Origin of the sequence: Psychrobacter sp. H8-1, assembly GCF_904846575.1 — a bacterium.
Lineage (GTDB): Bacteria > Pseudomonadota > Gammaproteobacteria > Pseudomonadales > Moraxellaceae > Psychrobacter > Psychrobacter fulvigenes.
Genome location: NZ_CAJHBG010000001.1, coordinates 2246841 through 2273647, shown reverse-complemented (window position 1 = coordinate 2273647; position 26807 = coordinate 2246841). Strand labels below are relative to the sequence as shown.

Annotated in this window: 27 protein-coding genes; 13 read left to right on the top strand and 14 right to left on the bottom strand. The window is 44.0% G+C overall.

Annotated elements, in window-relative coordinates; all coding sequences use genetic code 11:
• Nucleotides 1-95: 95 nt before the first annotated feature.
• The 3 genes from JMY01_RS09235 to JMY01_RS09225 are packed head-to-tail and all read left to right on the top strand — an operon-like array spanning nt 96 to nt 2449.
• Entirely contained in the window at nt 96-914 is an 819-nt protein-coding gene (locus JMY01_RS09235) for an amino acid ABC transporter substrate-binding protein (protein WP_201575276.1), read from the top strand.
• 53 nt (nt 915-967) lie between these two features.
• Nucleotides 968-1651: an amino acid ABC transporter permease gene (locus JMY01_RS09230; protein ID WP_201577445.1), complete on the top strand. Its 684-nt coding sequence runs from the start codon at nt 968-970 to the stop codon at nt 1649-1651.
• Between the two features lie 54 nt (nt 1652-1705).
• Nucleotides 1706-2449, top strand: a complete 744-nt coding sequence (locus JMY01_RS09225) for an amino acid ABC transporter ATP-binding protein (protein ID WP_201575275.1) — start codon at nt 1706-1708, stop codon at nt 2447-2449.
• A gap of 123 nt (nt 2450-2572) precedes the next feature.
• Here JMY01_RS09225 and JMY01_RS09220 read toward each other — a convergent pair whose 3' ends face one another.
• Nucleotides 2573-3520 carry a DMT family transporter gene (locus tag JMY01_RS09220; RefSeq protein ID WP_201575274.1) on the bottom strand — a complete coding sequence of 316 codons (948 nt, stop codon included), beginning with the start codon at nt 3518-3520 and terminating at the stop codon, nt 2573-2575.
• Nucleotides 3521-3820: 300 nt separating this feature from the next.
• Between JMY01_RS09220 and JMY01_RS09215 the strand changes: the two genes are divergently transcribed.
• From JMY01_RS09215 to JMY01_RS09205, 3 genes are all read left to right on the top strand, one after another.
• A complete protein-coding gene (locus tag JMY01_RS09215) occupies nt 3821-5026 on the top strand; it encodes an energy transducer TonB (RefSeq protein WP_201575273.1) in 1206 nt (401 codons plus the stop codon).
• Between the two features lie 131 nt (nt 5027-5157).
• Nucleotides 5158-5751 carry a MotA/TolQ/ExbB proton channel family protein gene (locus JMY01_RS09210; protein ID WP_201575272.1) on the top strand — a complete coding sequence of 198 codons (594 nt, stop codon included), beginning with the start codon at nt 5158-5160 and terminating at the stop codon, nt 5749-5751.
• Nucleotides 5752-5767: 16 nt separating this feature from the next.
• Entirely contained in the window at nt 5768-6169 is a 402-nt protein-coding gene (locus JMY01_RS09205; protein ID WP_201575271.1) for a biopolymer transporter ExbD, read from the top strand.
• Between the two features lie 210 nt (nt 6170-6379).
• Here JMY01_RS09205 and JMY01_RS09200 read toward each other — a convergent pair whose 3' ends face one another.
• Nucleotides 6380-6925: a DUF2799 domain-containing protein gene (locus tag JMY01_RS09200; protein ID WP_227677807.1), complete on the bottom strand. Its 546-nt coding sequence runs from the start codon at nt 6923-6925 to the stop codon at nt 6380-6382.
• A gap of 421 nt (nt 6926-7346) precedes the next feature.
• On the opposite strand from JMY01_RS09200, the gene JMY01_RS09195 reads away from it, so the two are divergent.
• A complete protein-coding gene (locus JMY01_RS09195) occupies nt 7347-7919 on the top strand; it encodes a hypothetical protein (RefSeq protein ID WP_201575270.1) in 573 nt (190 codons plus the stop codon).
• A gap of 325 nt (nt 7920-8244) precedes the next feature.
• On the top strand, nt 8245-10896 hold the full coding sequence (gene topA / locus JMY01_RS09190; RefSeq protein ID WP_201575269.1) for a type I DNA topoisomerase: 2652 nt from the start codon (nt 8245-8247) through the stop codon (nt 10894-10896).
• Nucleotides 10897-11138: 242 nt separating this feature from the next.
• Here the strand turns inward: topA and JMY01_RS09185 are convergent, their stop codons facing one another.
• The 4 genes from JMY01_RS09185 to lon form a co-directional block, all read right to left on the bottom strand.
• Complete coding sequence (locus JMY01_RS09185) at nt 11139-11696, bottom strand: superoxide dismutase family protein (protein ID WP_201575268.1); 558 nt, start codon at nt 11694-11696, stop codon at nt 11139-11141.
• A 192-nt stretch (nt 11697-11888) separates the two neighbouring features.
• The gene (locus JMY01_RS09180; protein WP_201575267.1) at nt 11889-12998 is read right to left on the bottom strand and encodes an META domain-containing protein; all 1110 of its coding nucleotides are present in this window, start codon (nt 12996-12998) and stop codon (nt 11889-11891) included.
• A gap of 39 nt (nt 12999-13037) precedes the next feature.
• Nucleotides 13038-14114: an META domain-containing protein gene (locus tag JMY01_RS09175; RefSeq protein WP_201575266.1), complete on the bottom strand. Its 1077-nt coding sequence runs from the start codon at nt 14112-14114 to the stop codon at nt 13038-13040.
• Nucleotides 14115-14259: 145 nt separating this feature from the next.
• Entirely contained in the window at nt 14260-16797 is a 2538-nt protein-coding gene (gene lon, locus JMY01_RS09170) for an endopeptidase La (RefSeq protein WP_227677805.1), read from the bottom strand.
• 351 nt (nt 16798-17148) lie between these two features.
• Here lon and JMY01_RS09165 point away from each other — a divergent pair, with 351 nt between their 5' ends.
• On the top strand, nt 17149-18510 hold the full coding sequence (locus JMY01_RS09165) for a Na+/H+ antiporter family protein (RefSeq protein WP_201575265.1): 1362 nt from the start codon (nt 17149-17151) through the stop codon (nt 18508-18510).
• A 100-nt stretch (nt 18511-18610) separates the two neighbouring features.
• Here JMY01_RS09165 and JMY01_RS09160 read toward each other — a convergent pair whose 3' ends face one another.
• Nucleotides 18611-19468 (bottom strand): 5-formyltetrahydrofolate cyclo-ligase, encoded by an 858-nt coding sequence (locus tag JMY01_RS09160; RefSeq protein ID WP_227677803.1) that lies wholly within the window; start codon nt 19466-19468, stop codon nt 18611-18613.
• A 131-nt stretch (nt 19469-19599) separates the two neighbouring features.
• Between JMY01_RS09160 and fumC the strand changes: the two genes are divergently transcribed.
• Entirely contained in the window at nt 19600-20979 is a 1380-nt protein-coding gene (gene fumC / locus JMY01_RS09155) for a class II fumarate hydratase (protein ID WP_201575264.1), read from the top strand.
• A 467-nt stretch (nt 20980-21446) separates the two neighbouring features.
• Nucleotides 21447-21878: an adhesin gene (locus tag JMY01_RS09150; RefSeq protein ID WP_227677801.1), complete on the top strand. Its 432-nt coding sequence runs from the start codon at nt 21447-21449 to the stop codon at nt 21876-21878.
• An 89-nt stretch (nt 21879-21967) separates the two neighbouring features.
• Here JMY01_RS09150 and JMY01_RS09145 read toward each other — a convergent pair whose 3' ends face one another.
• From JMY01_RS09145 to JMY01_RS14320, 4 genes are all read right to left on the bottom strand, one after another.
• Nucleotides 21968-22417 (bottom strand): hypothetical protein, encoded by a 450-nt coding sequence (locus JMY01_RS09145; RefSeq protein ID WP_201575263.1) that lies wholly within the window; start codon nt 22415-22417, stop codon nt 21968-21970.
• Complete coding sequence (locus JMY01_RS14150; RefSeq protein ID WP_227678017.1) at nt 22414-22797, bottom strand: transposase; 384 nt, start codon at nt 22795-22797, stop codon at nt 22414-22416. Before JMY01_RS14150 ends, JMY01_RS09145 begins: the two co-directional genes overlap by 4 nt.
• The gene (locus JMY01_RS14145) at nt 22794-23042 is read right to left on the bottom strand and encodes a hypothetical protein (RefSeq protein WP_227677800.1); all 249 of its coding nucleotides are present in this window, start codon (nt 23040-23042) and stop codon (nt 22794-22796) included. Before JMY01_RS14145 ends, JMY01_RS14150 begins: the two co-directional genes overlap by 4 nt.
• 94 nt (nt 23043-23136) lie before the next feature.
• On the bottom strand, nt 23137-23259 hold the full coding sequence (locus JMY01_RS14320; RefSeq protein ID WP_265089864.1) for a hypothetical protein: 123 nt from the start codon (nt 23257-23259) through the stop codon (nt 23137-23139).
• Between the two features lie 377 nt (nt 23260-23636).
• Between JMY01_RS14320 and JMY01_RS09135 the strand changes: the two genes are divergently transcribed.
• The gene (locus JMY01_RS09135; RefSeq protein WP_201575262.1) at nt 23637-23915 is read left to right on the top strand and encodes a type II toxin-antitoxin system RelE/ParE family toxin; all 279 of its coding nucleotides are present in this window, start codon (nt 23637-23639) and stop codon (nt 23913-23915) included.
• A 51-nt stretch (nt 23916-23966) separates the two neighbouring features.
• Nucleotides 23967-24266, top strand: a complete 300-nt coding sequence (locus tag JMY01_RS09130) for a HigA family addiction module antitoxin (protein ID WP_201575261.1) — start codon at nt 23967-23969, stop codon at nt 24264-24266.
• Nucleotides 24267-24368: 102 nt separating this feature from the next.
• On the opposite strand, the gene JMY01_RS09125 is transcribed toward JMY01_RS09130, so the two are convergent.
• The 3 genes from JMY01_RS09125 to JMY01_RS09115 all read right to left on the bottom strand — a co-directional run bounded on the left by JMY01_RS09125 (nt 24369) and on the right by JMY01_RS09115 (nt 26700).
• Nucleotides 24369-24797, bottom strand: a complete 429-nt coding sequence (locus JMY01_RS09125) for an Hsp20/alpha crystallin family protein (protein ID WP_201575260.1) — start codon at nt 24795-24797, stop codon at nt 24369-24371.
• Between the two features lie 72 nt (nt 24798-24869).
• Nucleotides 24870-25715, bottom strand: coding sequence for a DMT family transporter (locus JMY01_RS09120; RefSeq protein WP_201575259.1), 846 nt, complete (start codon nt 25713-25715; stop codon nt 24870-24872).
• A gap of 175 nt (nt 25716-25890) precedes the next feature.
• The gene (locus JMY01_RS09115; RefSeq protein WP_201575258.1) at nt 25891-26700 is read right to left on the bottom strand and encodes a MipA/OmpV family protein; all 810 of its coding nucleotides are present in this window, start codon (nt 26698-26700) and stop codon (nt 25891-25893) included.
• Nucleotides 26701-26807: the final 107 nt, after the last annotated feature.

Genomic DNA, 26807 nt, shown 5'->3' with positions numbered 1-26807 from the left:
CATATTTTATTGTAGTATTTTGACTGTAGGGTCTTATCCCATTTTTTATGCCTGATATACTTTTGCATCACTCACTTATCATATAAGGACGCCTTATGAAACGTCGTACTCTTTTAGCCCTTGCTGCCAGTACTGTATTACTTGCCGCTTGTGGTCAGTCTGGTAATGAAGCCAATGACAGTGCCGCGGCTGGTTCTGATTTACTGCAACGTATCAATAATGGCGGTGTTATCAACGTTGGTACTGAAGGTACGTATCCGCCGTATACTTATCATGACGAGAGCGGACAGCTGACTGGTTATGATGTCGAAGTGACCCGTGCGGTTGCAGAAAAACTAGGCGTTGATGTCGAATTTAAAGAAACGCAGTGGGATGCCATGCTGGCAGGTCTAGATGCAAAGCGTTTTGATATGGTTGCTAACCAAGTCAGTCTAACCACCCCAGAGCGTCAAGCTAAGTATGACATCGCTCAAGCATACAGTTGGTCAGGTGCGGTGGTTTTGGCGCCCAAATACGATGAGCGCTATAGTTCGTGGGATAATTTAAAAGGCTTACGTACTGCTCAATCGTTGTCGAGCAACTATGGTGAACTAGCAGAGCGCTATGAAGCCGAGATTATCCCTGTTGATGGGATGTCACAGGCAATACAGTTAGTGAAACAAGGCCGTGCTGATTTTACGATGAACGACCAGCTTGCGATACTCGATTATCTAAAGAAATTCCCAGACAGTGGGCTTGAGATTAAGCTGGTTGCGCCTGCCGATGAACAGCGTGGTTCAGGCTTAGTACTGCTCAAAGGTGATGACGCTGTCGTGGCAAAGCTAAACGAAGCGATGGGTGAGTTACAAGCAGACGGCACACTGACGACGCTGAGTGAAGAGTTCTTTGGTGCTGATATAAGTCAACAAAAATAATGCTGGCTTCTATAACGTCGGTGCTGGCTGAGCTGCTGGCACTGTTGCCATTCATGAGTCCAGATCGGGCACAGATTGTTATCAGTTCATTTTGGCCAATGCTAAAGGGTGGTATCTATTATTCGATACCGCTCGCATTGATCTCGTTTGCGATTGGTATGATGATTGCGCTGACGGTGGCACTGATTCGTATTGTGCCCCGTGCTGGCTGGTTTCATGAGATTGTTTACCGGCTCGCTCGTATTTATGTGTCTGCAATTCGCGGTACACCGATGCTCGTGCAGCTATTTATTATCTTTTACGGTCTGCCCAGTGTTGGCGTTAAGCTTGATCCATTCCCTTCCGCCATTATTGCCTTTTCACTGAATATCGGTGCTTATGCGTCTGAGACGGTACGCGCCTCGATTTTGTCCATTCCCAAAGGCCAATGGGAAGCCGGTTCAACGGTCGGGCTAACGTATTTACAAACCTTTCGCCATGTGATTTTGCCGCAAGCGCTACGGGTCTCAGTACCACCATTATCCAATACTTTTATAAGTCTGGTAAAAGACACTTCTTTGGCATCATTGGTACTCGTCACTGAGCTATTTAAACAAGCTCAGATCATCACAGCGCGTAATTATGAGTTCATGCTGGTTTATACCGAAGCAGCATTTATCTATTGGGGTATTTGTCTGATCTTGACCTTTATTCAAGGCAAGCTTGAGACCAGACTTGATCGTTATGTGGCCAAGTAGCTCATCGACTCATTCACGGGCAGTTTTAGCACTATCTGGACAACAGGAACGGTTATGATTCAAGTCAGCAATATCCACAAAGCCTTTGGTAGCAATCAAGTGCTCAAAGGCATCGATTTGACCATTCACAAAGGCCAAGTCGTGGTGATATTAGGGCCGTCAGGGTCAGGTAAAACCACCTTTTTGCGTTGTCTGAATGCGCTTGAGATTCCTGACCAAGGTGTTATTACGTTTGACGATGGCAGCTTGACGGTAGACTTTGCTACTAAGCCTAAGAAAAAAACCTTGCTAGCATTACAACGTAAGGCAGGCATGGTGTTTCAGTCTTATAATTTGTTTCCGCACAAGACGGCGATTGAAAACTTAATGCTAGGGCCAACAGTCGTGCAAGGACAAAGCAAAGCGCAGGCTCGAGAGCAGGCTTTAGCATTACTCAAAAAAGTAGGTCTCTCGGACAAAGCAGATTTGTATCCGTTTCAACTATCTGGTGGTCAGCAGCAGCGCGTGGGTATTGCGCGTGCGCTCGCCATTGAGCCGTCGTTACTGTTGTTTGATGAGCCGACCTCGGCGCTTGATCCCGAGCTGGTACAAGATGTGCTTGGAACCATGAAGCAGCTGGCCTCTGAAGGCTGGACGATGGTTGTCGTGACTCATGAGATTAACTTTGCGCGTGATGTCGCAGATCACGTGGTGTTGATTGAAGATGGCTATGTGGTGGAAGAGGGTAGCGCACAGCAGTTGTTTGAGGACTCAAAACATCCGCGTACGCAGGCGTTTTTGCAGCGTATTGAGCAGTAGTAGATTTATAGTCATTCAAGTCATCTATCAAATCTCTACAGCACAAGCCTTTCATTTTTAGCAAAATAAAGCCCCAACTGCGATGTTATGGTTGGGGCTTTTTTTAATAGCGAGTAGTAAATACTAGACTTTTTGTCGTCTTCTTAACCAACGCGGTACACGCGTGGTCGTACCGTTTAATACAGCGTTTAACAAAGCGGCTAGTAGGATAAGTACCACGCCCACATACTGAATCCACGACAGTGCTTGATGCAGCAGCAGTATAGAAAGGGCAATGGCGGTTAATGGCTCAAATATCGTAAACACTGAAGCGCGGGTAGCTGGTAATTTCTCCAGCGCTTTCATATAAAGAGCAAAAGGCACGACCGTTCCCAATAAGGACAGTCCTAAGACGTAGCCCCATGTAAGCAAAGGCAAGGTCAATAACTTCTCATAAGTTTGGTAGCTCTCAGGCAGTAATAGCAGCACACCAGCACTAATAACAATAGAGGTGAAAAACACCAAAGGGGCAGGATGCGCATAGTGCATCGCGCGTTTGCCGAGGACTCCGTATAGGGAATAGCAGACACCTGACAATAGCCCTAAAATAATACCCCAGTTGGCTTGCGCCTGCTCACCTAACATCGTCAGGCCAACGCCAAATACCGCCATTAATGCCAGTAATGCTGACTGCCGTGTAATGGACTCATTCAGAAAAAATGCTGAAAATAATAAGCTAAAAACGGGTGCCGTATAAAGTAGGGCGACAGCGGGGCCAGCACCAACATAAATAACAGCGAAGAAATAGCATACCGACATACCGAGTACACCAATCAGAGATTGGAGTACCAGCCCAAGCCATTGTTTTGGACGCAGCTTAATCAGATGTGGCCATAACTTTGGCAGCATGACGAGGATAAGAAAAGCGGCGGTCACGATGCGCAAAATGGTAATTTGCCAACCACTAAAGCCAATTTGGTTGAGGTAGGTCGAAAATATCCCTAAAGTACCCCAACAGATAGCGGCGGTGATAATTTGTATGGTGCCTATCCATGATTGCCGTGCTGACATTGCGCTATCTGTGTTTGCCATATCGTTCTCTTTTTTAGTATCTTATTGAAGCAGTTTTTTACGAAGTTTTTAATTAACCAAGATGTCTGAGCAAGAGTGAATTATCATTTCCAAAAGTAATACTGAAATAAGAAAAGACAACCCGATTGAGGGCTGTCTTTTTGTGTTATGTCAGTCTAGCACTAAACTATATATTTATTAAGGGTCAAAGGGATAACAGCTGTACAACAGCAAAAACAAAGGTATAAGGATTATAATATAGCGAAGATAAAACGATAAAGGCGCTCTTAATAAAATTTTCTTAACATGTATTGGGATATTATGAGATCAACGGATTTCAACACGCCGTCGCTTAAATTGATATTAATGGCTCTTCTTGTCGCTGTGGGGCTGCACGTGATCACAGCAGTGGCGTTAATGAATGTCAAAACATCCACGCCAACTGTTGAACCAATCCAAACTTCATCGCCGATTGAAATCCAGTTGCTCACACTACCGCTTGTGCAGGTGGAAAACTCAAAACCAGAAAGCCCTCGTTCATCAGAGACCATAAAAGAGGACTCACAAGCAAAGTCTGAGCCCGCAACAGTAGAAGATTCTAAGCAGAAAGAAGACTTGCAAGCAATAGACGAGCCTAATCAAGAAGTGCCTAATCAAAAAGAGCCTGAGCAGGTAGCAGCGTCTGAAGAAGTAGAGAATGCTGAGCCGATAGAGGAATTCACTCAAGTACAAGACTCTGAACAGGCAGAAGATATCAATCAAGTACAGGATTCTAAACCAGACGAAAATCTTGATTCAGCATCCAAAACCAATACCAGCACAGTAGAGCGCGCAGCCACAACAGTTACGACAGTCACCACGGTGATAAAAAAGTCAGACAGTGATGCAGGGTCTGGCTCAAAAGTCACAGAGTCATCGCCTGTGTATGATAATACTTACACAAGCCATTCAACCAATCCCTCTACCCCAAACACTATGGTAACAGGGGGTTTGGGAAACAATAGTGAGGGTGGGAATAGAAGAGGAGGAGCTAAGCCTCCTACTGTAGAATCGACTGCACAAACTCCTAAAGACATAAGTGCAGTAAAAAAAGCAGCAGGGTTAGCGGCACAGAAGGATTTTAGCCAAGAAGGGCGAGAAACAGACACTACTAAGGAAGAAAAAGCTGCCCAGCAGAAAGTGACAGCACAATCCAAAGAGTCAGTAATGAATGATTCAGCAGTGAATGACCCAGTAGCCACTTTTGACACTCGCGATGCCGAATGGGTGTCCACCCCTAAGTTTCATTTTTCGGACAAAGCGAAATTTGGTCTGGAACCTGAGCAGACACGTACCGTACTATTGTCTTTAATGGTGACAAGGGACGGCAGGATAGAAAGTGTAAATAGAGAACAGTCATCAGGTAATACTGTCTTTGACAGAGAAGCACTGCAGCAAATAAAAAAGTACCAACTACAGCCATTTATGAAAAACGATGTTGCAGTCAGAGGAAAAGTCATCATTCCAGTGGAATATGAAGCACCTTAACAAACAGCAGTTTTATATCATTTACTTCATAAAACTGAGTTCATAAGAAGCTACTTTTGAGAAGGTACTTTATAGTATTACCCAATCAGTCAATGCTGCTAAATTAAGCAATAAAAACTAAGGAATCTGAGATGGACTTGGCAAGCTACTGGCAATATAGTGATGTGGTTACCAAAAGCCTATTTTTTCTGCTGCTAATATTATCCATTATTTCTTGGGTAACAGGCATTGTGCGCATTATTCAGAGCCGTAAACTGGCAGTCACTGTCGGCGATGATTTGAGTCAGCAGATTCAGGCGAAACGTCCTGAATTGATGGGCTCTGATGCTGCTACTCGTCGTTTGGTCACAGAGCAGGCATTATTAAAACATATCGGGCGCTACCGTTTTGCCAGTGAGCGTGGACTACCTATCTTGGGGACAACGGCGGCGATTGCTCCGTTTATTGGGCTGTTTGGTACTGTATGGGGTATCTTTCATGCGTTACATAATATCGGTGCAAGCGGCCAAGCAGGACTTGAGCAAGTCGCAGGGCCAGTAGGTGAGGCGCTGATTATGACTGGGCTTGGTATTGCAGTGGCTATCCCAGCCGTGGTGTTTTATAACCTTGCTGTGCGTATTAATCGCCGAGTAATGTACCACGCCAATGATAGAGCACATGACTTGTTGGCACAGTCTGCCGAGCTATCAGCTGAGCAAAGCGTAATAAATAAAGCAGCCGACTAAGACACTAGGAATAATGATGGCATTTCAGTTGGGCGAAGATGATGCAGCAAGCATGAATGAGATGAATCTCATTCCGCTGATCGATGTGATGTTGGTACTGATGATCATATTTTTATTGACCGCAACAGTGCTCAATCCCACGGTAGCACTCAATCTGCCGCAGACCAGTGCTAAGGTCAGCGAGCAGCCAGCAGAAATCATTCAAATCAGTATTGATAAAGACGCAGGCATATTTTGGGATAGTGAGGCGATTAGTTTCGAGAAGCTAGATGAACGTCTGCAGGAGCAAGCGCTGGCGGGCAACGATCCTTCTATCCATCTACGCGCAGACAAAGACGGCAAATACGATACAGTCGCCCAAGTATTGGCTTCTGCCAGTCAGGCAGGACTCACCAAAATAGCATTCGTCAATGAGTAGCGTTCGTCAAAGAATAGAGTCAGCAGTAAATCAGTCAGTATTGATACGCTGTTATTCACATGAACAAGCTTACCAAAAAGACTAATAAGCCCACCAATAAAAAAATAACGACGACAATGAGAAGAATGATTAAAATAATAAAAGTTTTCTCCCATCATGTTTAAGTAAGCCTGCAAGGTTTTTACCTCTACTCTATATAGCTTCTAATACTTACCAGCCATAGCCGAACGGGCGGTAACCAAAGCGTCCATATCCATAGCCGAAAGGATAGGGAGAGCGCAGGTAATCAAGGTCACGTTGACGGATATAATAGTAGCGCCCTTGAGAATAGGCTTCTTCTAGCTTTTCGATACCTTCAAGTGGACAGACAGGCTGCCAATCGTAACCTTCGCGCCCAAGCTTATAGGCGTTTAGCTCTGTACAATAGCGCTTGAGCCCTTCTTGGCGTCCTTGCTCCCACAGGCTACGATTGGGAGCTGCACCCGCGACGTTGGCACAGCTATTGGTATAGTAACCAAAGTAAGCGCCTGAACGGCCTTGAATGCCGTCTGCATAACCGAGCTCTTGCCAGTTACTGGTCTGGCACTGCTGCGGTGTCAAGCTTTGAGTGGTGGCGCAGCCTGACAGTGCGAGTAGGCCAGCTGCCATAAGCGATAAGGTGCTGGTCGATTTTATGGTAGGTTTGAGAATAGGCTTAACGAACCTTTTAATCACGAGAAGGCGCGATAAGGGATTTAGTTTAGAAAAATAAGTCATAATAAACCTGCTCGTGTCCGAAGTTATGGTTTATCATAGCATTTTTTTATGCTAACGACTTTTTCATCCTACTATTGAATTTATTTATTTTTGCTTACTAAGCTGCTGATATTGCAGTGCTTATGCTAGAGAAAAACATATAGGACATGAGCCGTCGCTTGATTTTTTGTGTAAGGTCACGATACTAGGGTCTGTATAGACTTGACCGCGACGCCTTGAAATAGTGGTGTGGTTGGACAATATAGTGACGTATAGTCGGAGCACTTTTAAACCGCTACGGTGTTATCCGCCCTAGATGTACTTAGTGTACTATCTGCGGTCGGTCGCCTTGTAGCGATTTTAAAATTCCTTGACTATAGCAGAATGGCGATACATATATTGTTGTTAGACGTTCTTTATTCATTTATAAGGTCAGGTTGTCATGGGTGTATGGATTGCAATTGCCATTGTACTGTTTGTATTAGGTAATATGATGGCACTCAAACCTAACAGTAGTGACCAGCGCATAGATAACCTGCGTATGACGGCTCGTGGTCTGCAACTGAACCCCAAGCTTGTGACTTGTCCAGACTGGGTCAAAGGTAAAGACAACGAATATGGCAAAGGCATGATTGGACAATATGCCTTAGTATTAGAAGGGGTAAGGTTCCCGCATGCACGCTATCAGCCAATTAATGGTGAGTGGCGGCCGGATAGCAGTGTCATTAGTAGTACAGAGAGCGACGGCTCAGCACACCCGCTCAATTTTGTTTTGGATAAAGTGCCGCTAGATCTGCCGTCGACGATCGAGCCTTTTGTAAAAGCGTTATTGATAAAGGCCAATTGTATTGTTATCTATTGGGAGGATGCCGCTTATGTCCGTCCCTCAAGCAATCCAGGCTTTCATACCCGAGCTATAGAGCCTGATTTGACCGTACTAAAGTCGCAGCTTGAGGCTTGGGCACTAGCAATGCAGGCAAGCTTACAGCGCAATGCAAAATCAAGTCATTATTGAATACAGTAAGTTTTTGATAAAAAATGAACGATGAATCAATTAGCCATAAAGTGGCTGAAAGCGTTATAAATCAGACGTTATTCGAGCTGTTTTGTGCCATACCTTATTTTTACAGTTGACAGTTTGACGCTTAGCAGTGTAACGTCAAGACAAGTTTTAGCTCGTTTTGTGCATACGTAACGGGTTTACGGTTGTCGTTTTAAACGATCTTTATTATAAATAAGTCATTAATAATTTATTAAAAGTCACTAAAAACTATCACAATAAGTGATAACACTGCAGAATTTTATTCACATTTAATCAGTTTATTATGGTGTCGTCACACATGGCAAAAACCACAAGTAAAAAAAGCACTCCTACTACCGATACTACCAAAGGTAAATCTTTGGTGATTGTCGAATCACCTGCCAAGGCAAAAACGATCAATAAATACCTTGGCAATGATTTCATCGTACGCTCAAGTATTGGGCATGTACGCGACCTTCCTGTAAGCGCCAGTAAAAGTGCTAAAAAGACGGCTAGTGCTAAAAAAGATGATAGCCTTAGCAAAGAAGAAAAGGCGCAGCAAGCACTCGTACGCCGTATGGGCGTAGATCCCGAGCATGGTTGGGCGGCAGTTTATGAAGTACTGCCGAATAAAACCAAGGTTATTAAAGAGCTCAAGGCATTAGCCAAAGACGCGGATAAAATCTATCTCGCAACGGATATGGATAGAGAGGGGGAAGCCATCGCTTGGCATCTAAAAGAAGTCATCGGTGGGCCTGACAGTAAATATCAGCGTGTGGTGTTTAACGAGATTACCAAAACCGCCATTCAAAATGCCTTCAAAGAGCCATCCAAACTGGATATCGACCGCGTCAATGCGCAGCAAGCAAGGCGATTTTTAGACCGTGTTGTCGGTTTTATGGTGTCACCATTGCTGTGGCAAAAGGTCGCCCGTGGCTTATCAGCAGGGCGTGTCCAATCTGTTGCCATGCGTCTGGTCGTTGAGCGCGAGCATGAGATTCGTGCCTTTATCCCAGAAGAATACTGGCAGATCCATGCCGATACCCATATTGCCAATAGCAATAAAGACGCTGAGCAAATTGGCATTCGTTTAGAAGCCACCAAACAAGCGGGCAAAACCTTAAAGCTTGGTAATAAAGAGCAGACCGATAAAGTATTAGATGTTTTAAAGTCCAATGATTACATCGTCAAAGAACGCGAAGAGAAGCCCACGCAGTCACGTCCAAGTGCGCCGTTCATTACCTCAACCCTGCAACAGGCTGCCAGCACGCGCTTAGGGTTCTCTGTCAAAAAGACCATGATTTTGGCACAGCGTCTCTATGAAGCGGGTCATATTACCTATATGCGTACCGACTCGACGTTTTTGTCTGGGGACGCGCTTGCCGCTGCTCGAGGTTATATAGAAGACAGCTATGGTGCTAAGTACGTACCAGAAAAGCCTAACTTCTATGGCAATAAACAAAGCGCACAAGAGGCGCATGAAGCGATTCGTCCGTCAAATGTCCATATGAAGTCGACGCAGCTCAAAGCCGTGGAGCGTGATGCTATTCGTCTGTACGAGCTAATCTGGCGACAGTTTGTGGCCTGTCAGATGCTGCCAGCCAAATATCTGTCGGTGAATTTATTTGTCGCTGCAGGTGATGTTGAGCTAAAAGCGCGTGGCCGTACCCTGACCTTTGATGGTTATACCAAAGTGATGCCACCTGCAAAAACCGACGATACCTTATTGCCTGATGTCAAAAAAGGCGATGAGCTGACACTAGATAAGCTTGATCCAAGTCAGCACTTTACCAAGCCGCCACCGCGTTATACCGAAGCCAGCTTGGTCAAGGAGCTTGAGAAAAAAGGTATCGGTCGTCCTTCAACCTATGCGTCTATTATCTCTACCATTCAAGACCGCGGTTATGTGAAACTTGAAAATAAGCGCCTATTCGCTGAAAAGATGGGCGATATCGTCACTGATAGGCTGACCGAAAGCTTCCCAGACTTGATGGATTATACTTTTACTGCGGCGCTTGAAGACAAGCTGGACTACGTTGCCACTGGCGAGCGTGACTGGAAAGATGTCTTAGATAATTTTTATGGCGACTTTAAAATCAAGCTCGACAAAGCCAAAGATAAAGATGGCATGCGTCCAAACGATCCTACCGACGTGCCAGATGTGCACTGTGATCTGTGTGATCGTCCGATGCAGCTACGTACGGGCTCTACCGGTGTATTCTTAGGCTGTACGGGTTATAACTTGCCGCCAAAAGAGCGCTGTAAAGGCACCAAAAACCTGATGCCAGTGGAAGCCTTCGCCAACCTTGACGACTCAGAAAGTGACGATGAAGCAGCTGAAGTCAGAGACCTAATGGAGAAAAAACGCTGTCCGAAATGCGGCACGGCGATGAACGGTTATATCGTCGATGGTGGTCTCAAACTGCACGTTTGTGGTAACAACCCTGACTGCGATGGTTACATTTTGGAAGAAGGTAAGTTCGAAGTTCCAGGCTCCGACGCTCCGACTATCGACTGTAACAAGTGTGATGGGCAGATGGAATTAAAGACAGGACGCTTTGGCCCTTACTTTGCTTGTCAAAAATGTAATAACACTCGTAAAGTGTTAAAGACTGGTGAAGCAGCACCGCCGCGTATGGATCCAATTCATATGCCAGAGCTCAAGTCGACTAAGCATGATGATTATTTCATCTTACGTGAAGGGGCGGCTGGTATGTTCTTAGCAGCGTCTAAATTCCCGAAAGTGCGAGAGACGCGGGCGCCAAAACTGGCAGAGATACGAGAAATCAAAGATAAGATGGAAGAGAAATTTCAATATCTGTTTGAAGGGCCAAACGAAGATCCTGACGGCAACCCAACCATTCTACGTTGGTCTCGGAAGAAAAAAGAGCAATACATTGGCTCTGAGAAAAACGGTAAAGCCACCCGCTGGGGGGTTTACTGGCGTAAAGGTGAGTGGGTAGAGGAGTAATACCAAAGCCAAAAAGTGCGATTAGCTTTTTCAAACTTGCTAAGCCTACTAGGAGTAGTACTTGTACAAGTTTTTCGCGTTACTCTAATTTTTGGAAATGGGATAGCTTTTCTTAAAGCTTGAAACCAAACTCCTGATACCATACCGCGTTTGGTCGTAAATACGTTTGATTATAAATAATTGTTCAGTCACAAAAAAACCTCTTAGATACTCTAAGAGGTTTTTTATTGCTTACGATACTATTAGTTCTTTTCGATAATACCACAAGCGATACGGTCACCTGCGTCACCTGCGGGCTGGCTAGTGTAGTCATCAGCACCAGCATGAACGATAAAGGCACGGCGATAAACGCTGTACTTACCTGCTTCGGCAGCAGAGATTTTCTTATTCACATAGTTTATGGTAGCAACACCGTCTTCATTCGCTGTTAGATTTGGCAAGTCGCCAGCATGTCCATCCATATCGTCTGGGTTTGAGTGCGGCTTGTTGTCTGGATTGAAATGACCACCTGCAGCCTTACCCATATTGGCACAACTACCCGTCTCATGGATATGTAGCGCAACCGTTGCCCCTGGTGTCATATTCATCAGCTTACCATAGACCTGTACACCACCATCAACGGGGCGCAAAAATAGCTGTCCTACTTCACTATTAGAGCCATCTGTTGTGGTAAGCGTAGATTTTAGCGCAGGCTGAGCGAGTGGGTTACCCGTCTGCATCTGTCCTTCTACAGTCTGACAAGCGCTTAACGCTAGGGCTGAACCACATAATAAAGTAGTTGCGAGCATCATCTTTTTCATTATTCTCTCCATTTGTTTTTAGTAGTCTTAATTGCGAAATAACTGCGAATGTTTATCGTTATAATTTCATTAAACCGTACATCAACATTCGTTAATGTTGCAGTTAGTATAGCCAAGCCCTGGACATGGTTGTTCATCGAATGCGCAACAATCGGTTAATAAATGTAAGTAACGTATGGGTTTGAGAGTTGCTTACGGTATTTTCTTTACTTGGTTTTGCCAGACTAAGGTTTCGCCAGTTACCATCGTTTGCAGTAAGTTATAACGAGGCATATCTGTCTGATTATTTGCCGTTGACGATATTGGCTGTGAGGGTTGTAAGCTTAGTGTTAGCTGACTGCTGCTATTACGCATCAAATCAAATAAAGCGCTTTCAATGCGATTGCCTGTCTCACCGCAGCCCATGACAGTGCTGATGATGGTGCCAACATTGAAGATATGATTATTTAGTAAAAAATAAGGCGCGCGCGAGCCGTTACAGCCTGAGCTAAAGGATGCGTACTGATTGTTAGGCCAACTCTCAAAGCTCGCTGAAATAGGGTGATCGGGGTGATAGAAATTGCCCAAAGGTTTTCTAACTAACTGACCATTATCATTGTAAGTATTACTGACAGCGCTTACCAGCTGCCAATGATATTGCTCCAAAAGCTCATTGGTGATGGGTAATCCAGTGGCAGCAGGTAAGTCTTTGGCTACGCCTGTGAAGACTAGGCGCTTGCCATTTTCGATATTAAGTACCAAGCGTTTAGGGGCAGCTTTTGTATCGACTGGTGCTGATCCTGATATTGAATCTGAGTATGGCAATAATTCAAAATTAAGTCTGACAGGCGCGTACTTAGCAAATAACGATTGAATACTATTATCCTCTTTAATCGCCGTTTTGTTATCAGAGTTAGTGTCGTCATGACAATTTATGGGTGCTTTAGCAAGATGAGAATAATAGGGATAAGGCGGCGCGGACAGCGCATGAAAATCCATTCTATACTGCTCATAGCCTTGATGCAGACTGATTGAGCTAGGATCTACTTGTAAGGTAATCGGCGCAAAATCATTTATATCGACAGCTTTACCGTTTTGATTCATCACTTGTGCCAACTGCCAATCATAATGAGCTGACCATTGCATCAGTTGCGCTTCTTTGATAACAGCCTTTTCAGTAGGATTGACTGTGTCAATGCTAGGGCTATGCACTGTATCGGTTTGCTGTGAGCTTTTAATAGACGCGGACTGACAGCTTGCTAGCCCCATTGTTACAGACAAGCTGATAATAGTTAATGAGCGCTTTGTAGTTGGCAGGAGCATTGTAAGATCCTTTTTAAAAAACATGAGAATGAATAGGGGCTAAGGTGTTTTCTTTATTTCATTCTTCCAGATAAGCGTTTCGCCAGAATCTAGCTCTTGAGTGAGTAGGTAGCCAGGTATAGGTACGCTAGAAATATTAGATGTCGATGTAATATCTGGGTGGGTCAGGGTTAGTTGACTAGAACTGTTGTGCATAATGCGATCAAGATAATCTTCAATCCCATTAATTAAATCACCGCATCCCATCAAGGTTGAAGGAGAAGCGCCAATCAATAAGGTTTGATTAGTGGAGAGCGCGTAAGACCCACCAACGCCGTTACATCCCGTAAAAAACCCAACGCTTTGACTAAAAGCCCCTTGTTGATAATCGCTATGATTATATGAGTCAATATCAAAGCTTGCAGTAATAGGTACGTTTGGATGGTTTAATTGGCTAATAGGTCTATTGGTATGGTCAGTAGCACTAATAAGATGCCATTGATAGCGCTCTAATATTTCATTAGTAATGGTTAGTCCAGAGACGGCTCGTTTAGGCATAGCAGTGCCAGAAAAAATGAACATTTTGCCTTTATCGGTCGTTAAAGCCAGTTGTTTCGATGCTTTTTTAGAAAAGAGTGGCGATGAAGGCAGTACAGGATCAAACCTAAAATATGAATCTGAGTAAGGCGCAAATACAATTTCTAAAGCTCGTTGAATGTCGCCCTTATTTAAGTCACTACCCGGATGAGAAATAGCTATACAATTATCAGGTAAGTCTCTTATGTCAGGCAATGAGTAGGGATAAGGCAAGGGGCGCATAGCCTTAAAAGAACCCTGATAACGATGACAGCCTTCTTCAAATAATAAAATATCGGGGCGGACTTGCATTATCAAAGGTGGTTTATGATTAAAGGACTGAGTTTGACCGTTTTCATCAGTTACGTGTGTCAGTTGCCACTCGTATTTGGTAATCGTTTGCAAAAGTCTAGGTTTGGGCGTAGAGGCTGACCAGTTTTTATCGTCGATAACGGTACTGGTTTGTGCTGAATTATTAAGGCTGTTGGTTTGGCAGCCTAATAAAGCGAGGGGTAGTAATGTGCTTATTACAACTAGAGACACCCTTAAATGATTTAACATTGTACTTTCCTAATTAATAAACATTTGTATAAAATATAGCATAGGGTTTTGACCAGATTGTTTTTTATTATTGCCAAAAAAAAGCCGCCCATCATGACGATGAGCGGCTCTTTAATTTGTAAGACTGGATTATTAACTAATCAGATTAGTTATGCAGCGCTTTGCTTGAGGTTTTATCAACCGTCACTTTAGCTGGTTTAAGCGGCACTGGCATACTGACCAATGCTACTTTTAATATCTCATCAATCGTCGCGACTGGCTGAATGGTCAAACCCGCTTTGACGTTATCAGGGATATCGGCCAAGTCACGCTCGTTGGTCGCTGGAATCAACACATGCTTGATACCACCGCGATGCGCAGCAAGTAGCTTCTCTTTTAGACCACCGATGCGTAGGATTTTACCGCGTAAGGTAATCTCGCCTGTCATCGCAATATCTGGACGAATCGCAATACCAGTCAAGGCAGAGACCAGCGCTGTCGTGAGCGCACCACCAGCCGATGGACCATCTTTCGGAGTCGCGCCTTCAGGCATATGCACGTGGACGTCAGTGGTTTTAAAGGTCTCGTAATCAATCCCTAAGCTATCACCGCGAGCACGGACCACGCTCATCGCTGCACGAATCGACTCTTTCATGACATCGCCGAGTGAACCGGTAAAGCTTAGCTCGCCTTTACCTTTCATCGCCACCGCTTCGATGGTTAATAGCTCGCCACCGACTTGTGTCCAAGCAAGACCTGTAATACGACCAATCTCAGGCTCTTCTTCTGCTAGACCGTAGTCGTACTGATGGACGCCTAGATAGTCATCGATGTTTTTGTCATCGACCACGATTAGCTGACGTTCTGCTTTCTTCGGAGCACGTGCGCCATGGGTTTCAACCGAACCGCGAACGACTTTACGGCAGATTTTATTGACTTCACGCTCAAGGTTACGCACACCGGCTTCACGGGTATAGCTACGCACGATACTATGTAATGCCGCTTCTACAATCTCAATTTCACCTTCTTTGAGACCGTTGTTTTTAATCGCTTTTGGCACAAGATATTTCTGCGCAATATTGACCTTTTCTTCTTCGGTATAACCCGGTAGACGAATGACTTCCATACGGTCAAGCAGGGCAGGCGGGATATCCATGCTGTTGGCAGTACAGATAAACATCACTTGCGATAAATCTAAGTCCATATCGAGATAATGGTCGTTAAAGGTATCGTTCTGTGATGGATCGAGCACTTCAAGCAAGGCTGACGCTGGATCGCCGCGGAAGTCTTGCGCCATTTTATCGATTTCATCTAATAAAAATAGCGGGTTTTTGACTTCGACTTTTGCCAATGACTGGACGATCTTACCTGGCATCGCACCGATATAAGTACGGCGGTGACCACGAATCTCAGCTTCATCACGCACGCCGCCTAGCGCCATACGCACATATTTACGACCCGTTGCACGTGCAATCGACTCACCCAATGAGGTTTTACCAACACCCGGAGGACCAACTAAACAAAGAATCGGACCACGAAGCTTTTTCACTCGCGATTGGACGGCGAGGTATTCTAAGATGCGGTCTTTTACATCTTGTAAACCATAATGGTCTTCGTCTAATACCGTTTTAGCTTTTTCTAAATTAATCGAAACTTTGGTCGTCGCATTCCACGGCGTATCCAAAATCCACTCAATATAGTTGCGTACGACTGATGACTCACTCGAGGCAGGCGGCATCATTTTGAGCTTTTTCAGCTCTTGCTCAGCCTTTTTGCGTACATCGTCAGGCAGGTCAGCATCTTCTAGGCGTTGTTCAAGCTCGCCCACATCATCTTCACCATCAAATGCACCGTCACTCATATCAGACAGCTCATTCTTAATGGCTTTTAGCTTCTCGTTTAAGAAGTATTCGCGCTGGTTGTCTTCCATTTGCTGACGCACAGCATCTTGGATGTCTTGCTCGATGTTTTGTTCAGCACTTTGTTTGACCAGATACTCAGTCAAAGTATTAATGTGCGTTTTGATGTCATCTTCTTCTAAAAACGACTGTTTGACATCAAGGTCCATCGATACACGGGTAGAGATAAAGTACACTAGCTCCAGTAAGTCATCGATACGCTTCGCCACGCGCGTCAGCTCACGAGCATTACGCAGACGCGAATCCGCATAGCTTTCAAACAAAGTGGTCAATGCTTGAATGGTGTTTTTTTGCTGGCTCTCATCCATACTGACATCAAGATCAGCACGTTCGAAGCTCGCCATCAGTACTTGTTCGTGATCTTCTAAGCTATCAACACGCGCACGGTACTGACCTTCGATCAGCACTTTGATGCAATTCTCATCACTGTCATGCGGCATGGTGCTGACGATGCGGCACACGGTGCCATACTGATACAAGTTATCTTGATCAATGTCTTCGGTCAGCGAGTCTTTTTGCGCCACGACCAGTACCTTATTGCCATACTCAGCCTGTGCCAGCTCAACGGCTTTTACCGAAGGCGCACGACCGACAAATAGTGCTATCTGCATATGCGGATAGACTACCACGTCGCGTAGTGCTAGTAATGGCAGATAGTTTTCTGACGCAGTGCTTTGTATATTATCTGGCTCATTTTCTGACGATGTATTTGGCGCACTGTCATCAGTCATGGCAGTTGACACATCGATGTCGATGTTGTCTTTATCTATTTTATGTTCACTCATATATTTCTTCCTCGTTCACCAGACTTGTAAAGTCAAGTTAGTGGTTCATGTTAGGTAAATGGTGTCCTTAGAAAAAATTGCAAGGCCTTATGGCTCAACAAGGCAGAGAATAATGCGAGTTTGTTGGTGCACTGGCTAATGGCTGCTCCGTTCTGAGCATAGGCTTTATAGCGAAAATCAGGTAAACTGACGCGCGTCTGAATGGCTACGGCAGCGTTCAGTGGGCATGTCAGGCTACAAAGATGTCAGTGATAAAGTGATTTTCAGGCACTTTTAAAGCATTTTTAAGACATTGGAACGATATCAATAGACCAAACATAGGCGAGACAATACAGGGTAAGGGGCAAAAGTATGACAATCAATGCGGTGCTACTGGCGGTAGTCATCATGCTGGGGCTGTCGTTGGCACGAGTGCATGTGGTGCTCAGCTTATTAATCGGTGCGTTGGCGGGCGGCTTAATCGCTGGTTTAGGCATTACGGCGACTTTAGAAGCCTTTCAAGAAGGCATCCAAAACGGCGCGGGCATTGCGCTCTCTTATGCGCTGCTGGGTGCGTTTGCCGTTGCGATTGCGCATTCAGGTCTGCCGCAATCCTTGGCAGGAGCAGTGATCAAGCGTATCGATGCGGGTGGCACGAGTGGCATGATTAAGTACATGCTATTTGCAGGCTTGGTAGTGATGAGCTGCTTTAGCCAAAACCTAATTCCGATTCACATCGCTTTTATTCCGCTACTCGTACCGCCATTATTATTAGCGTTTAACCGTATGCAGATTGATAGACGCCTCATCGCTTGTTTGATTACTTTTGGTCTTGTCACCACTTATATGTTTATACCATATGGTTTTGGTGATATTTATCTCAATCAAATCATGCTCAAAAACGTCGGTGAAGCAGGCATTGATGTCAGTGATATTTCTGTCGTCAAGGCAATGGCTATTCCAGCTTTGGGGATGTTTATAGGCTTGTTAACAGCAATATTTATCAGCTATCGTAAGCCGCGTCAGTATCAACAGTTGACCATCAATAAAGAAGAGCGTGATGCTGTCGTAGAAGGCAACGACTTGAGCAAAAAGGCCGCTGGTGCGCAAACGCAAAGTAAGATGAAAACGCTAGTCGCTATCGCTGCGATTGTCACCGCCTTTGTGGTACAGCTCTATACGGATTCGTTGTTACTCGGCTCGATGTTTGGCTTTGCCGTCTTTATGGCAACAGGTGTGGTCAAGTGGCGCGAGGCCGATACGGTGTTTAATGACGGTATCAAGTTAATGGCAATGATTGGGTTTATCATGATTACCGCGCAAGGTTTTGCCGAGGTCATGAAGACGACGGGTGAGATTGCGCCACTCATTGACGGCGCGACCAATTTATTTGCTGGTAATAAAGCCATTGCGGCTTTAGTGATGTTAGGGATTGGTCTGATCGTGACCATGGGCATTGGCTCGTCATTCTCTACCATTCCCATTATTGCTGCTATTTATGTGCCTTTGTGTATGTCTTTAGGGTTTTCGCCACTCGCTACGGTGGCTATTATTGGTACCGCTGGCGCGCTTGGTGATGCAGGCTCTCCCGCTTCTGACTCAACCCTTGGGCCTACTTCTGGTCTCAACGTGGATGGGCAGCATGACCATATCAAGGACAGTGTGGTGCCGACCTTTATTCATTACAATATTCCATTGTTGGCGTTTGGTTGGATTGCCGCGATGGTGCTTTAATGGGTCTTATAGACTTTTAGAGATGTAAAAAAGGCGAGTGATTTTATAATCATTCGCCTTTTTAGTTTGGCTGTTAGATGTTTTTGGCTCAAAGCTACTATTAGTCAAAGTTATCTATTTCACCTGATAAATGACTCAAAAACTCGTCACTTTGCGCCAGTAACTTATTTAAACGCGCTTCATTGATTACGCTCGATAGCTCATTAGAACTAAAGGTTTGTTCTTGACTGTAGTAGAGCATCTCCCTAGCGTCATCATTTCCTAATGTTTGTAAGTAGGTATCAACCGTATCGGCGCTAGAGGCTTTTCCCTCAGCGCTATCATGAGCGGTTACATTATTATCAAACCATCTTATACCGCTTGGGGTAATCACACCATCTAAGGGCACATCCCACGGTTGCCGAGTTAACTCTTCAACCACTTGAAAATCATAACACCAGCCGATTTTGAGCGGCTTGGCAGCACCTGATCGATGGCTTTTACCCAGAGTTGTATCATAAAAGCCGCCGCCCATGCCCATACGGTTGCCGTTCAAATCTACTGCCACGAGTGGACAGATAATGATGTCTAACTCTTGCGCCCATAGCAATCTACGACTGTGATTCTGCTTCATACCTAAGCGATGGATACGTGACGGTATGTTTAATAGTTTAGAGTGATAAATCGGCACAAAGCGCAGACGCTTATCATCACGACCGAGCGAGCCAACGACTGGCAAATAAGCCTGATAGCCTAAACGCAAACACCAATCGAGCAAGGGCTGCGTGGGCAGCTCACCAAACCCATCATAGTAAAGGCCAATACGAGCGTTCGGTGGTAGACGCTGTTGCAACTTAATTAACTGTAGGCTTGCCGCCCGACTACGCTGTCTGCGCTCGCTCGCCGTCAGCTGACGACGCTGGCGAGTGAACTGGCGTCTGGGTGGATTAGTAGTGGGCATTATTTGGTTTTTTGACATCTGTTTCTCTCGCAGTCGTTGAGAAATTTTTGATAAGTCATGCTATCATAATGACGCTTTACATCCTATTCTCCTTTATGTGCAGCATGCGTTGCACTTTCTATGGATAAATAAAACCAAAGAGGACCGTTATGTCACAGAATCAGGCAACTCGTACCGAAAAAGACACCATGGGCAACGTGGAAGTCCCAGCTGATGCTTATTGGGGCGCGCAAACGCAGCGTAGCCGTGAGAACTTTAAAATTGGTGGCGAGACCTTGCCACGTCCGATGATTGAAGCGATGGCGCTGGTCAAAAAAGCCGCTGCCATCACCAATGCGAGCCTTGAGCGCATCGAAGCTGACAAGCGCGACTTGATCGTACAAGCCGCTGATGAAGTGATTAATGGTGGTCTCACCGATCAGTTCCCACTGGTCGTCTGGCAGACGGGTTCTGGTACCCAGTCAAACATGAACATGAACGAAGTGCTGGCCAACCGTGCCAACGAAATCGCTGGTTCTGAGCGTGGTAGTTATACACCAGTCCACCCGAACGATCACGTCAACCATGCACAGTCGACCAACGACAGCTTCCCAACCGCCATTCGTGTGGCTGCTGCTCGTCAAATCAACAGCCTGCTTATCCCAGCAGTAAAAGCGCTACGTGATACGCTAGACGCCAAGGCCAAAGAGTTCGATAGCATCGTAAAAATCGGCCGTACGCATCTACAAGACGCCACGCCATTGACCTTAGGCCAAGAGTTTAGCGGCTATGTGAGCCAGCTTGACCATTCGCTCATTCGTATTGATAATGCGCTACAAGGGCTATATGAATTGCCACTGGGTGGTACTGCGGTCGGTACAGGTCTTAACTCACACCCAGATTATGCGGTAAAAGCCGCTGAGCAGTTGGCTGAGTTAACTGGCTTGCCGTTTGTGACCTCTCCAAACAAATTCGAAGCCCTAGCGGCGCGTGATGCCGAAGTATTTGCTTCTGGCGCACTAAAAACGCTAGCAGCAAGCCTCAACAAAATCGCTAATGACGTACGTTGGCTCGCGTCAGGTCCTCGTTGTGGCCTAGGTGAGCTGACGATTCCTGAAAATGAGCCAGGCTCATCTATCATGCCAGGCAAAGTTAATCCCACTCAGTCAGAAGCCATGACCATGGCTGTGGCGCAAGTGATGGGTAACGACGCTGCCATTAGCTTTGCTGGTGCTGCAGGTAACTTTGAGCTCAACGTTTATAAGCCAGTCATCGCTTATAACTTATTGCAGTCGATCAAGCTACTTGGTGATTCTTGCAACAGCTTTAATGACAACTGTGCGGTAGGTATTGAACCAGTCAAAGAAAAAATCGATGACTTCTTACACAACTCACTGATGCTAGTGACCGCGCTTAACCGTCATGTTGGTTATGAAAACGCTGCGAAAATCGCCAAGACCGCTTATAAAGAAGACAAAACGCTTAAGCAAGTTGCGGTTGAGATGGAGCTGATGACTGAAGCTCAGTTTGATGAGTGGGTCATTCAATAGATAAAAAAAATACCTTGCCACATGACATGACAAGGTTTTTCAAATAACTTACTTCTTAGTGGAACAAATATGACACTGCTACAAGACGCACGCAAATTGTACCTATCGTACCTTAAGCAAGTGTCATATTTGTTCCACTAAGAAGTAAGTTATTTGAAAAACCTTGTCATGTCATGTGGCAAGGTATTTTTTTTATCTATTGAATGAACCACATACATAGCGCGAAACAATATCTTACGCTCAGACGACAAGCCAACTAATATTTATAACAGCACCAACAAAAATTTTGGTTAAAATGGTCGCATAGGTAAGAGCTGATGAATAACAATTCTTAAATAACAGCCCTAAATAACAACAAGGACAATAAGAGCGAGCAATTAGCACAACTATAAATAGTTCGCCGATACAGTCCGTGTTTATATTTTTCTTATCTATAACCCTTCTAATAATTTAATTGAGGTCATATTATGAGTAAATTAACTGCTGCACTTTCATCTGCTGGTATTATGCTGGCTGCGCTTAGTTCTGGTTCAGCGCTCGCTTATTCAGATCAAGTAATGGAACCGAGTGAGAGCTATGACACTGCTGTCAAGCACAGACAGGTGAACTATACCTGCCAAAACAACAAGAAAATCAGCGTGACTTATGGCTTTAATAAGCAGTATTTACCGACGTTTGCAGAAGCCAATCTCAATGGCAAAAAGAGATTTTTACCCATTAACCTAGCTCGTAGTGACAATACGATGACGGTATTTGGTGAAGAAGATAATTTCAGTATTATGACTGGTGAGCTGCGTTTAAATAATTATCATAAATCATCGGCCAATATTCAAAATGCTAGCAGTGAGATTCTTTATAAAGGCTGCAATGTCGCCTCTATTGTGAAAACTAAAGGCTAGTTTGTAGTAGTCTGATAAATTTAGAGAATTAAAAAGACCTTGTCGTCCTTTATTTTAGGGGTGGCAAGATCTTTTTTTAACTGCGTTCTTTATATAAGTTTTTGATTATAAAGCTCATAACATTTTTTGCCATAATCTTCCATGATAGCACCTGTTAAACCCTGCTGAGCAAAGGAGTGAGCAATACCTGCCTGAATCTGATGTCCTTTATGATTCAAAACCAAACGCGAAAACCTTGCTTTGTTTTTTGATAAAGAGCCATCAGTTTTTACCAAATTAAATTCATAATCCTTTTTTTCTTGTGTATAGTTTTCTAATAGCTTCTCAAAAACTTTACCGCAAAAAATCACATAATCACGATCAGCTTTAGTAATGGTATCTAATAAGAGTTCTACGTAAGGTTGCAACGCCTTATGAGTCATCAAGTCAGTCTTAAATGAGCTTGAACCAAACGGAACCAGCTCAAGCTGTAGTTTGTCATCTATGACGCGCTGTAAGTTTATAAACTCATCTTCATGGTCTAAATCAAGTATAGTCAATCCACAATAAAAGAGATACAACCCATATCATGAAATAGCTTAGGCAGATTATTCTCCATCCAGCCTTGGCGTAGAAACTTAGCTTGAGCCCATTTCTTTTCAATGGGATTAAGATCAGGACTGTACGGTGGTAGCCACAAAATACGATGACCATGTCTGTTGAGTAGTTTTTGGATACGCTTATTTTTATGAAACCGAGCATTATCCATGACAATAACGCATTTGGTTTTAAGGCTTGGGATTAGTGTTCGTTTGCACCAGTTGTAGAATATGGTGCTGTTAATATTCTGCTCAAAGTAATCAAGCGCAAACAGCATTTTTTCATACAATGCCCCGATGACATTCGTACGCTTTTTTGCTTGCCAGTTGTAGCTATCTATACCAGGGTGTACCTATCGGTGCATAGCCATGAGCGGATAGTCTCGTGCTCAAAGCCGCTTTCATCCATATAGACAATGGGATAGCCTTGCTGTTTAAAGTGATCAAGCCTACTCTGGAATATCGCTCTTTTGATCGGACAGGCTTTTGGATGTTCCAAGGTCTTTTTTTGACTGATACCAAGACGCTTTAAGGCAATCTCAATGCCTGATTTGCTACAATTTAAACGCTGTGCTCGCTCATACATGTAATCGTCTGGATATTGCGCAACGTCTTGAAGAAGTCTTCATTTGGTATTTTACTGGGTGCTTTATCCCGAGATTGTTTGATTGTTGGGTTTTTCAACCAGCGTTGTAATGCCGTCTTGCTAACGTCATAGAAAGTACACACGCTTCACGAATAGTCATGTCTTTGTTTTTGACGCTTTTGATCACTTGCGCCCGGAAGTCTGCAGAATAAGTCATCGTTATTAATATCTTTCTCTTAGTTTTAATAGTATTGTATCTTATTTATAAAAGACCGACTATATGAAACTCATCAAAGTCGCGTTTCATTACACTTAATAAATCAGTCATATTCACTCCGTATTATTTACAACAAAAAGTAAGTAGGGAGGGTTAGCAATACATAGGCCGCCAATCAAAAAAAAATCGGTGGGTTACGTCTAGTCTTTACTCTCTACGAGGACTTGAAGAAACTAACCTACCATACAAATCCAGTTAGTGCAGAGGGCACTATTATATATTTTTTACATATCATTATTGATATTTATCGGTTATCGATATACAATAAGTACCATAATAATGTATTTTAAAAATAAATAAAGGGTATTGAGACTTGTATGATCATCAACTTTAAATGCAGCGATACTCAAACTCTTTTTTCTACTGGAAAAACAAAGCGCTGGTCAGCCATTAAAAATGTTGCAGAACGTAAATTACTACTGCTGGATAATGCAACTATGCTAGAAGACTTGAAAGCTCCACCTGGCAACCGATTAGAAGCTTTACGCGGTGATAGGGGAGGTCAACACAGTATTCGCATCAATGCGCAATGGCGACTTTGTTTTACTTGGACAGATCAAGGCGCTATACATGTAGAAATTGTCGACTATCATTAATTTCATAAGAAATGGTATCTGAAATATAGAATATAGAAGAGAGAAAGCACTATGACTAAAAACGGTATGCGCCCTATTCACCCGGGCGAGGTGTTGCGAGAAGATTTTTTAGAGCCGCTCGATATGAGCGCCAATGCATTGGCGATAAAGCTTGCTGTCACTCCTGCACGTATCAATGAAATCATACGTGAGAAGCGTGGCATTACAGCAGATACTGCCCTGCGTTTAGCCAAGTATTTTGGTGGTAGCGCTCAGTTTTGGCTAAATCTGCAATCCACTTATGAGTTGCGTCTGGCTGAAACCGATGATTTGCAGTTCTTAGACGACATCGAGCCTATTGAACAGGCTTAAGCCCACCATGATAGGGTAAGCAAAAAAAGGGCACATGAGTAACTCAAGTGCCCTTAGCTATTTAAGCCATTTATTTAGCTTGTTAGCGAAGCTTATTAGTTGTTATTTAATCTCAAGCTTCTTACGATCTGAGCCGGTCTCTTTTGGCAGTATCAACTGCAATACGCCGTTTTCATATGACGCTTCTGCCTCATCGACTTTTACCTTATCTGGCAACTGGAAGCTACGTGAGACTGAGCCAAAGTAACGCTCACTGCGTAGTATCTTATTACCTTCTTTTTGCTCGTCTTTTTGTTCGATCTCTGCGCTAATAGAGACAATATCCCCAGTGATGGATAGGTCAATGTCTTCTTTAGCGACGCCAGGAATCTCAGCATTGACATAAAACTTATTGTCTTTTTCGTTGACATCAATCTTGATTTGGTTGGCGCTAGGCAGTGCATCACCATGCAGTGGACGCATCAAAAAGCTCGGTGCCATATCATCAAAGAAGTTGTCAAAGATAGAGTTGCGTGTGATTAGTTTACTCATAACAGTCTCCTTATGTTTGATTGCTTACTGTGTATCTTACCTACTCTATATATGAAGCTGGTCTATAGAATTTCAAGTGCTGTTTTTCTTACCATAGATATTTACCGAATTACCAGCGACTATCAGCAGCATGCCAAGTACCAAAGCCACGCTAAAGTGTTCAGAGTATAAGAGTACACCAATGAGTGAGATAAGCGGTAATCTAAACATATCCATAGTCACCACGAATGTCACTTCTGCGTATTGCATGGCTTTGGTCATACAGTAATGTGCTGACAATGCTGTCAATCCTATAATGGTAAGCCATAGCCACTCTACGCCTACTGGCGTTGTCCATCCTTCTATAAATAAAAGCAGTCCCAAAGGCGCTTGTATCAGACACATCATAAAAATAATGGTTAAGGGATGTTCCGTATTAGAGAGTGACTTTGTCGCCACATGGGAGAAAGCATAACAAATGGCGGCACCCAAAACGATTAGTGACCCATAATGGGCTACCTCTAAGCTTGGCTGTACGATGACTATTACGCCCAGAATACCTAACAATACCGCGATAATCTTTTTTACAGTTATCGATTCTTTTAAAAACAGGTATGAGATGATGATGGTCCAAAAGGGGACGGTAAATTCAATAGCAAAAACGGTTGCCAAAGGCAGCAGCCCTATGCCCAAGAACCAGCCGTATTGTCCTGCGAAATGAAATAAATTTCTGACTACGTGTAAGTTAAGACGCTTGGGAAATAAAAAGCCACGTCTCTTGGATAAAAGTATGATTGGGAGTAATACTAGCAAGCCTACGATACTGCGGAAGAATAAAATCTGAAACACACTGATTTGGCCATTCAGCTCACGTGCACCCACTGCCATCAAACAAAATGAAGTCAGCGCTCCAATCATCCAAAGGGTAGAACGAATCATAATGAGAGCAGTCCTTATTATAAAGCCCTAGACCTTGTGTCCATGTTATTAGACCTTGTGTCTATGTTATAGAGTAGGATCTGTCAAAAAACGGATAAACAAAAATAAAAAGCTGGACAAAATGCCCAGCCTTTCTACTCTACATCATAGTTTTAAAAATCACAGTTTAAAAACTCTAAAACTTATACAACAAACCTAGCGTCGTTGTCGCATCAGTACGCGAGTCAACCATAGGGCTATCGTATTGCTCATTCGGCAAGTAGCTCAAGCTTTGATTGAAGAATCCTGCCCAGTTTTCACTGAAGTCGTAGTTAGCGCTTATATTGATATAAGGGTTCAAGCTTGCATTAGAAGAATAAGCGTCAATGCCCGTGTTCGCTGATTCTTGATCACTGACCCCGTAATAATATTGGTTGTAGTCCTCGTCATGATACTCAAAGCCAAAGCTAGGATAGACTGTTAGCTTGCCTTTAGTAACTTTTGCCAGATACGTCAAGCGAGCAGTATTCCCACCACTATGATCTAAGATATCAGTAGCCGCTTGAAGACGGAAACCGCCAATAGGGGTACGGCGCAGATAAGTCAAACCAGCAGCGGCTGATGATTTGCGTTTATCAAGACCTTGAAGCGCACCATTTGCATCTTCAGGATCAAACTCTGAACCTGACAATTGAGCATAAGCAGATAGCTGATTGGTGCCATCATTATGAAGGTACACGCCGGCTTGAGCACCACGCGCATAGACTCTATTATTATCATAAAAAACGCCCGGTAATACCCGAATCTCAGTGTTGTCTTCTAAATCATAGGCTGAGTTAACTGCCATGACATTGACACCAACGCTTAGTTCAGCATCTTGGTCAGTAGGTAGGTTGTTAAAAAGTGCTGCACTGGATACGCTGGCTACGCTGAATAGTGCAGTAGCCGTTAAAGTACTAAGCAAGGCGCGCTTAGAGTTAATAGAGAGCGCTGCAAGTTTGAACATAATTGAATCTCATAAGTGAGTGGGAATGATTGGGTAGAAAATCGAGTAGGGAAGAATAAACGACTATGCTTTTTTCATGAGCTATTAAGCAATGATAAATAAGTATG

Excerpts from the sequence above, each read along its gene's own strand:
- JMY01_RS09235 (WP_201575276.1), top strand. The coding sequence starts at position 96 with ATGAAACGTCGTACTCTTTTAGCCCTTGCTGCCAGTACTGTATTACTT.
- JMY01_RS09230 (WP_201577445.1), top strand. The coding sequence starts at position 968 with ATGAGTCCAGATCGGGCACAGATTGTTATCAGTTCATTTTGGCCAATG.
- JMY01_RS09225 (WP_201575275.1), top strand. The coding sequence starts at position 1,706 with ATGATTCAAGTCAGCAATATCCACAAAGCCTTTGGTAGCAATCAAGTG.
- JMY01_RS09220 (WP_201575274.1), bottom strand. The coding sequence starts at position 3,520 with ATGGCAAACACAGATAGCGCAATGTCAGCACGGCAATCATGGATAGGC.
- JMY01_RS09215 (WP_201575273.1), top strand. The coding sequence starts at position 3,821 with ATGAGATCAACGGATTTCAACACGCCGTCGCTTAAATTGATATTAATG.
- JMY01_RS09210 (WP_201575272.1), top strand. The coding sequence starts at position 5,158 with ATGGACTTGGCAAGCTACTGGCAATATAGTGATGTGGTTACCAAAAGC.
- JMY01_RS09205 (WP_201575271.1), top strand. The coding sequence starts at position 5,768 with ATGGCATTTCAGTTGGGCGAAGATGATGCAGCAAGCATGAATGAGATG.
- JMY01_RS09200 (WP_227677807.1), bottom strand. The coding sequence starts at position 6,925 with ATGACTTATTTTTCTAAACTAAATCCCTTATCGCGCCTTCTCGTGATT.
- JMY01_RS09195 (WP_201575270.1), top strand. The coding sequence starts at position 7,347 with ATGGGTGTATGGATTGCAATTGCCATTGTACTGTTTGTATTAGGTAAT.
- topA (WP_201575269.1), top strand. The coding sequence starts at position 8,245 with ATGGCAAAAACCACAAGTAAAAAAAGCACTCCTACTACCGATACTACC.
- JMY01_RS09185 (WP_201575268.1), bottom strand. The coding sequence starts at position 11,696 with ATGAAAAAGATGATGCTCGCAACTACTTTATTATGTGGTTCAGCCCTA.
- JMY01_RS09180 (WP_201575267.1), bottom strand. The coding sequence starts at position 12,998 with ATGCTCCTGCCAACTACAAAGCGCTCATTAACTATTATCAGCTTGTCT.
- JMY01_RS09175 (WP_201575266.1), bottom strand. The coding sequence starts at position 14,114 with ATGTTAAATCATTTAAGGGTGTCTCTAGTTGTAATAAGCACATTACTA.
- lon (WP_227677805.1), bottom strand. The coding sequence starts at position 16,797 with ATGAGTGAACATAAAATAGATAAAGACAACATCGACATCGATGTGTCA.
- JMY01_RS09165 (WP_201575265.1), top strand. The coding sequence starts at position 17,149 with ATGACAATCAATGCGGTGCTACTGGCGGTAGTCATCATGCTGGGGCTG.
- JMY01_RS09160 (WP_227677803.1), bottom strand. The coding sequence starts at position 19,468 with ATGTCAAAAAACCAAATAATGCCCACTACTAATCCACCCAGACGCCAG.
- fumC (WP_201575264.1), top strand. The coding sequence starts at position 19,600 with ATGTCACAGAATCAGGCAACTCGTACCGAAAAAGACACCATGGGCAAC.
- JMY01_RS09150 (WP_227677801.1), top strand. The coding sequence starts at position 21,447 with ATGAGTAAATTAACTGCTGCACTTTCATCTGCTGGTATTATGCTGGCT.
- JMY01_RS14145 (WP_227677800.1), bottom strand. The coding sequence starts at position 23,042 with ATGTATGAGCGAGCACAGCGTTTAAATTGTAGCAAATCAGGCATTGAG.
- JMY01_RS14320 (WP_265089864.1), bottom strand. The coding sequence starts at position 23,259 with ATGACTTATTCTGCAGACTTCCGGGCGCAAGTGATCAAAAGCGTCAAA.
- JMY01_RS09135 (WP_201575262.1), top strand. The coding sequence starts at position 23,637 with ATGATCATCAACTTTAAATGCAGCGATACTCAAACTCTTTTTTCTACT.
- JMY01_RS09130 (WP_201575261.1), top strand. The coding sequence starts at position 23,967 with ATGACTAAAAACGGTATGCGCCCTATTCACCCGGGCGAGGTGTTGCGA.
- JMY01_RS09125 (WP_201575260.1), bottom strand. The coding sequence starts at position 24,797 with ATGAGTAAACTAATCACACGCAACTCTATCTTTGACAACTTCTTTGAT.
- JMY01_RS09120 (WP_201575259.1), bottom strand. The coding sequence starts at position 25,715 with ATGATTCGTTCTACCCTTTGGATGATTGGAGCGCTGACTTCATTTTGT.
- JMY01_RS09115 (WP_201575258.1), bottom strand. The coding sequence starts at position 26,700 with ATGTTCAAACTTGCAGCGCTCTCTATTAACTCTAAGCGCGCCTTGCTT.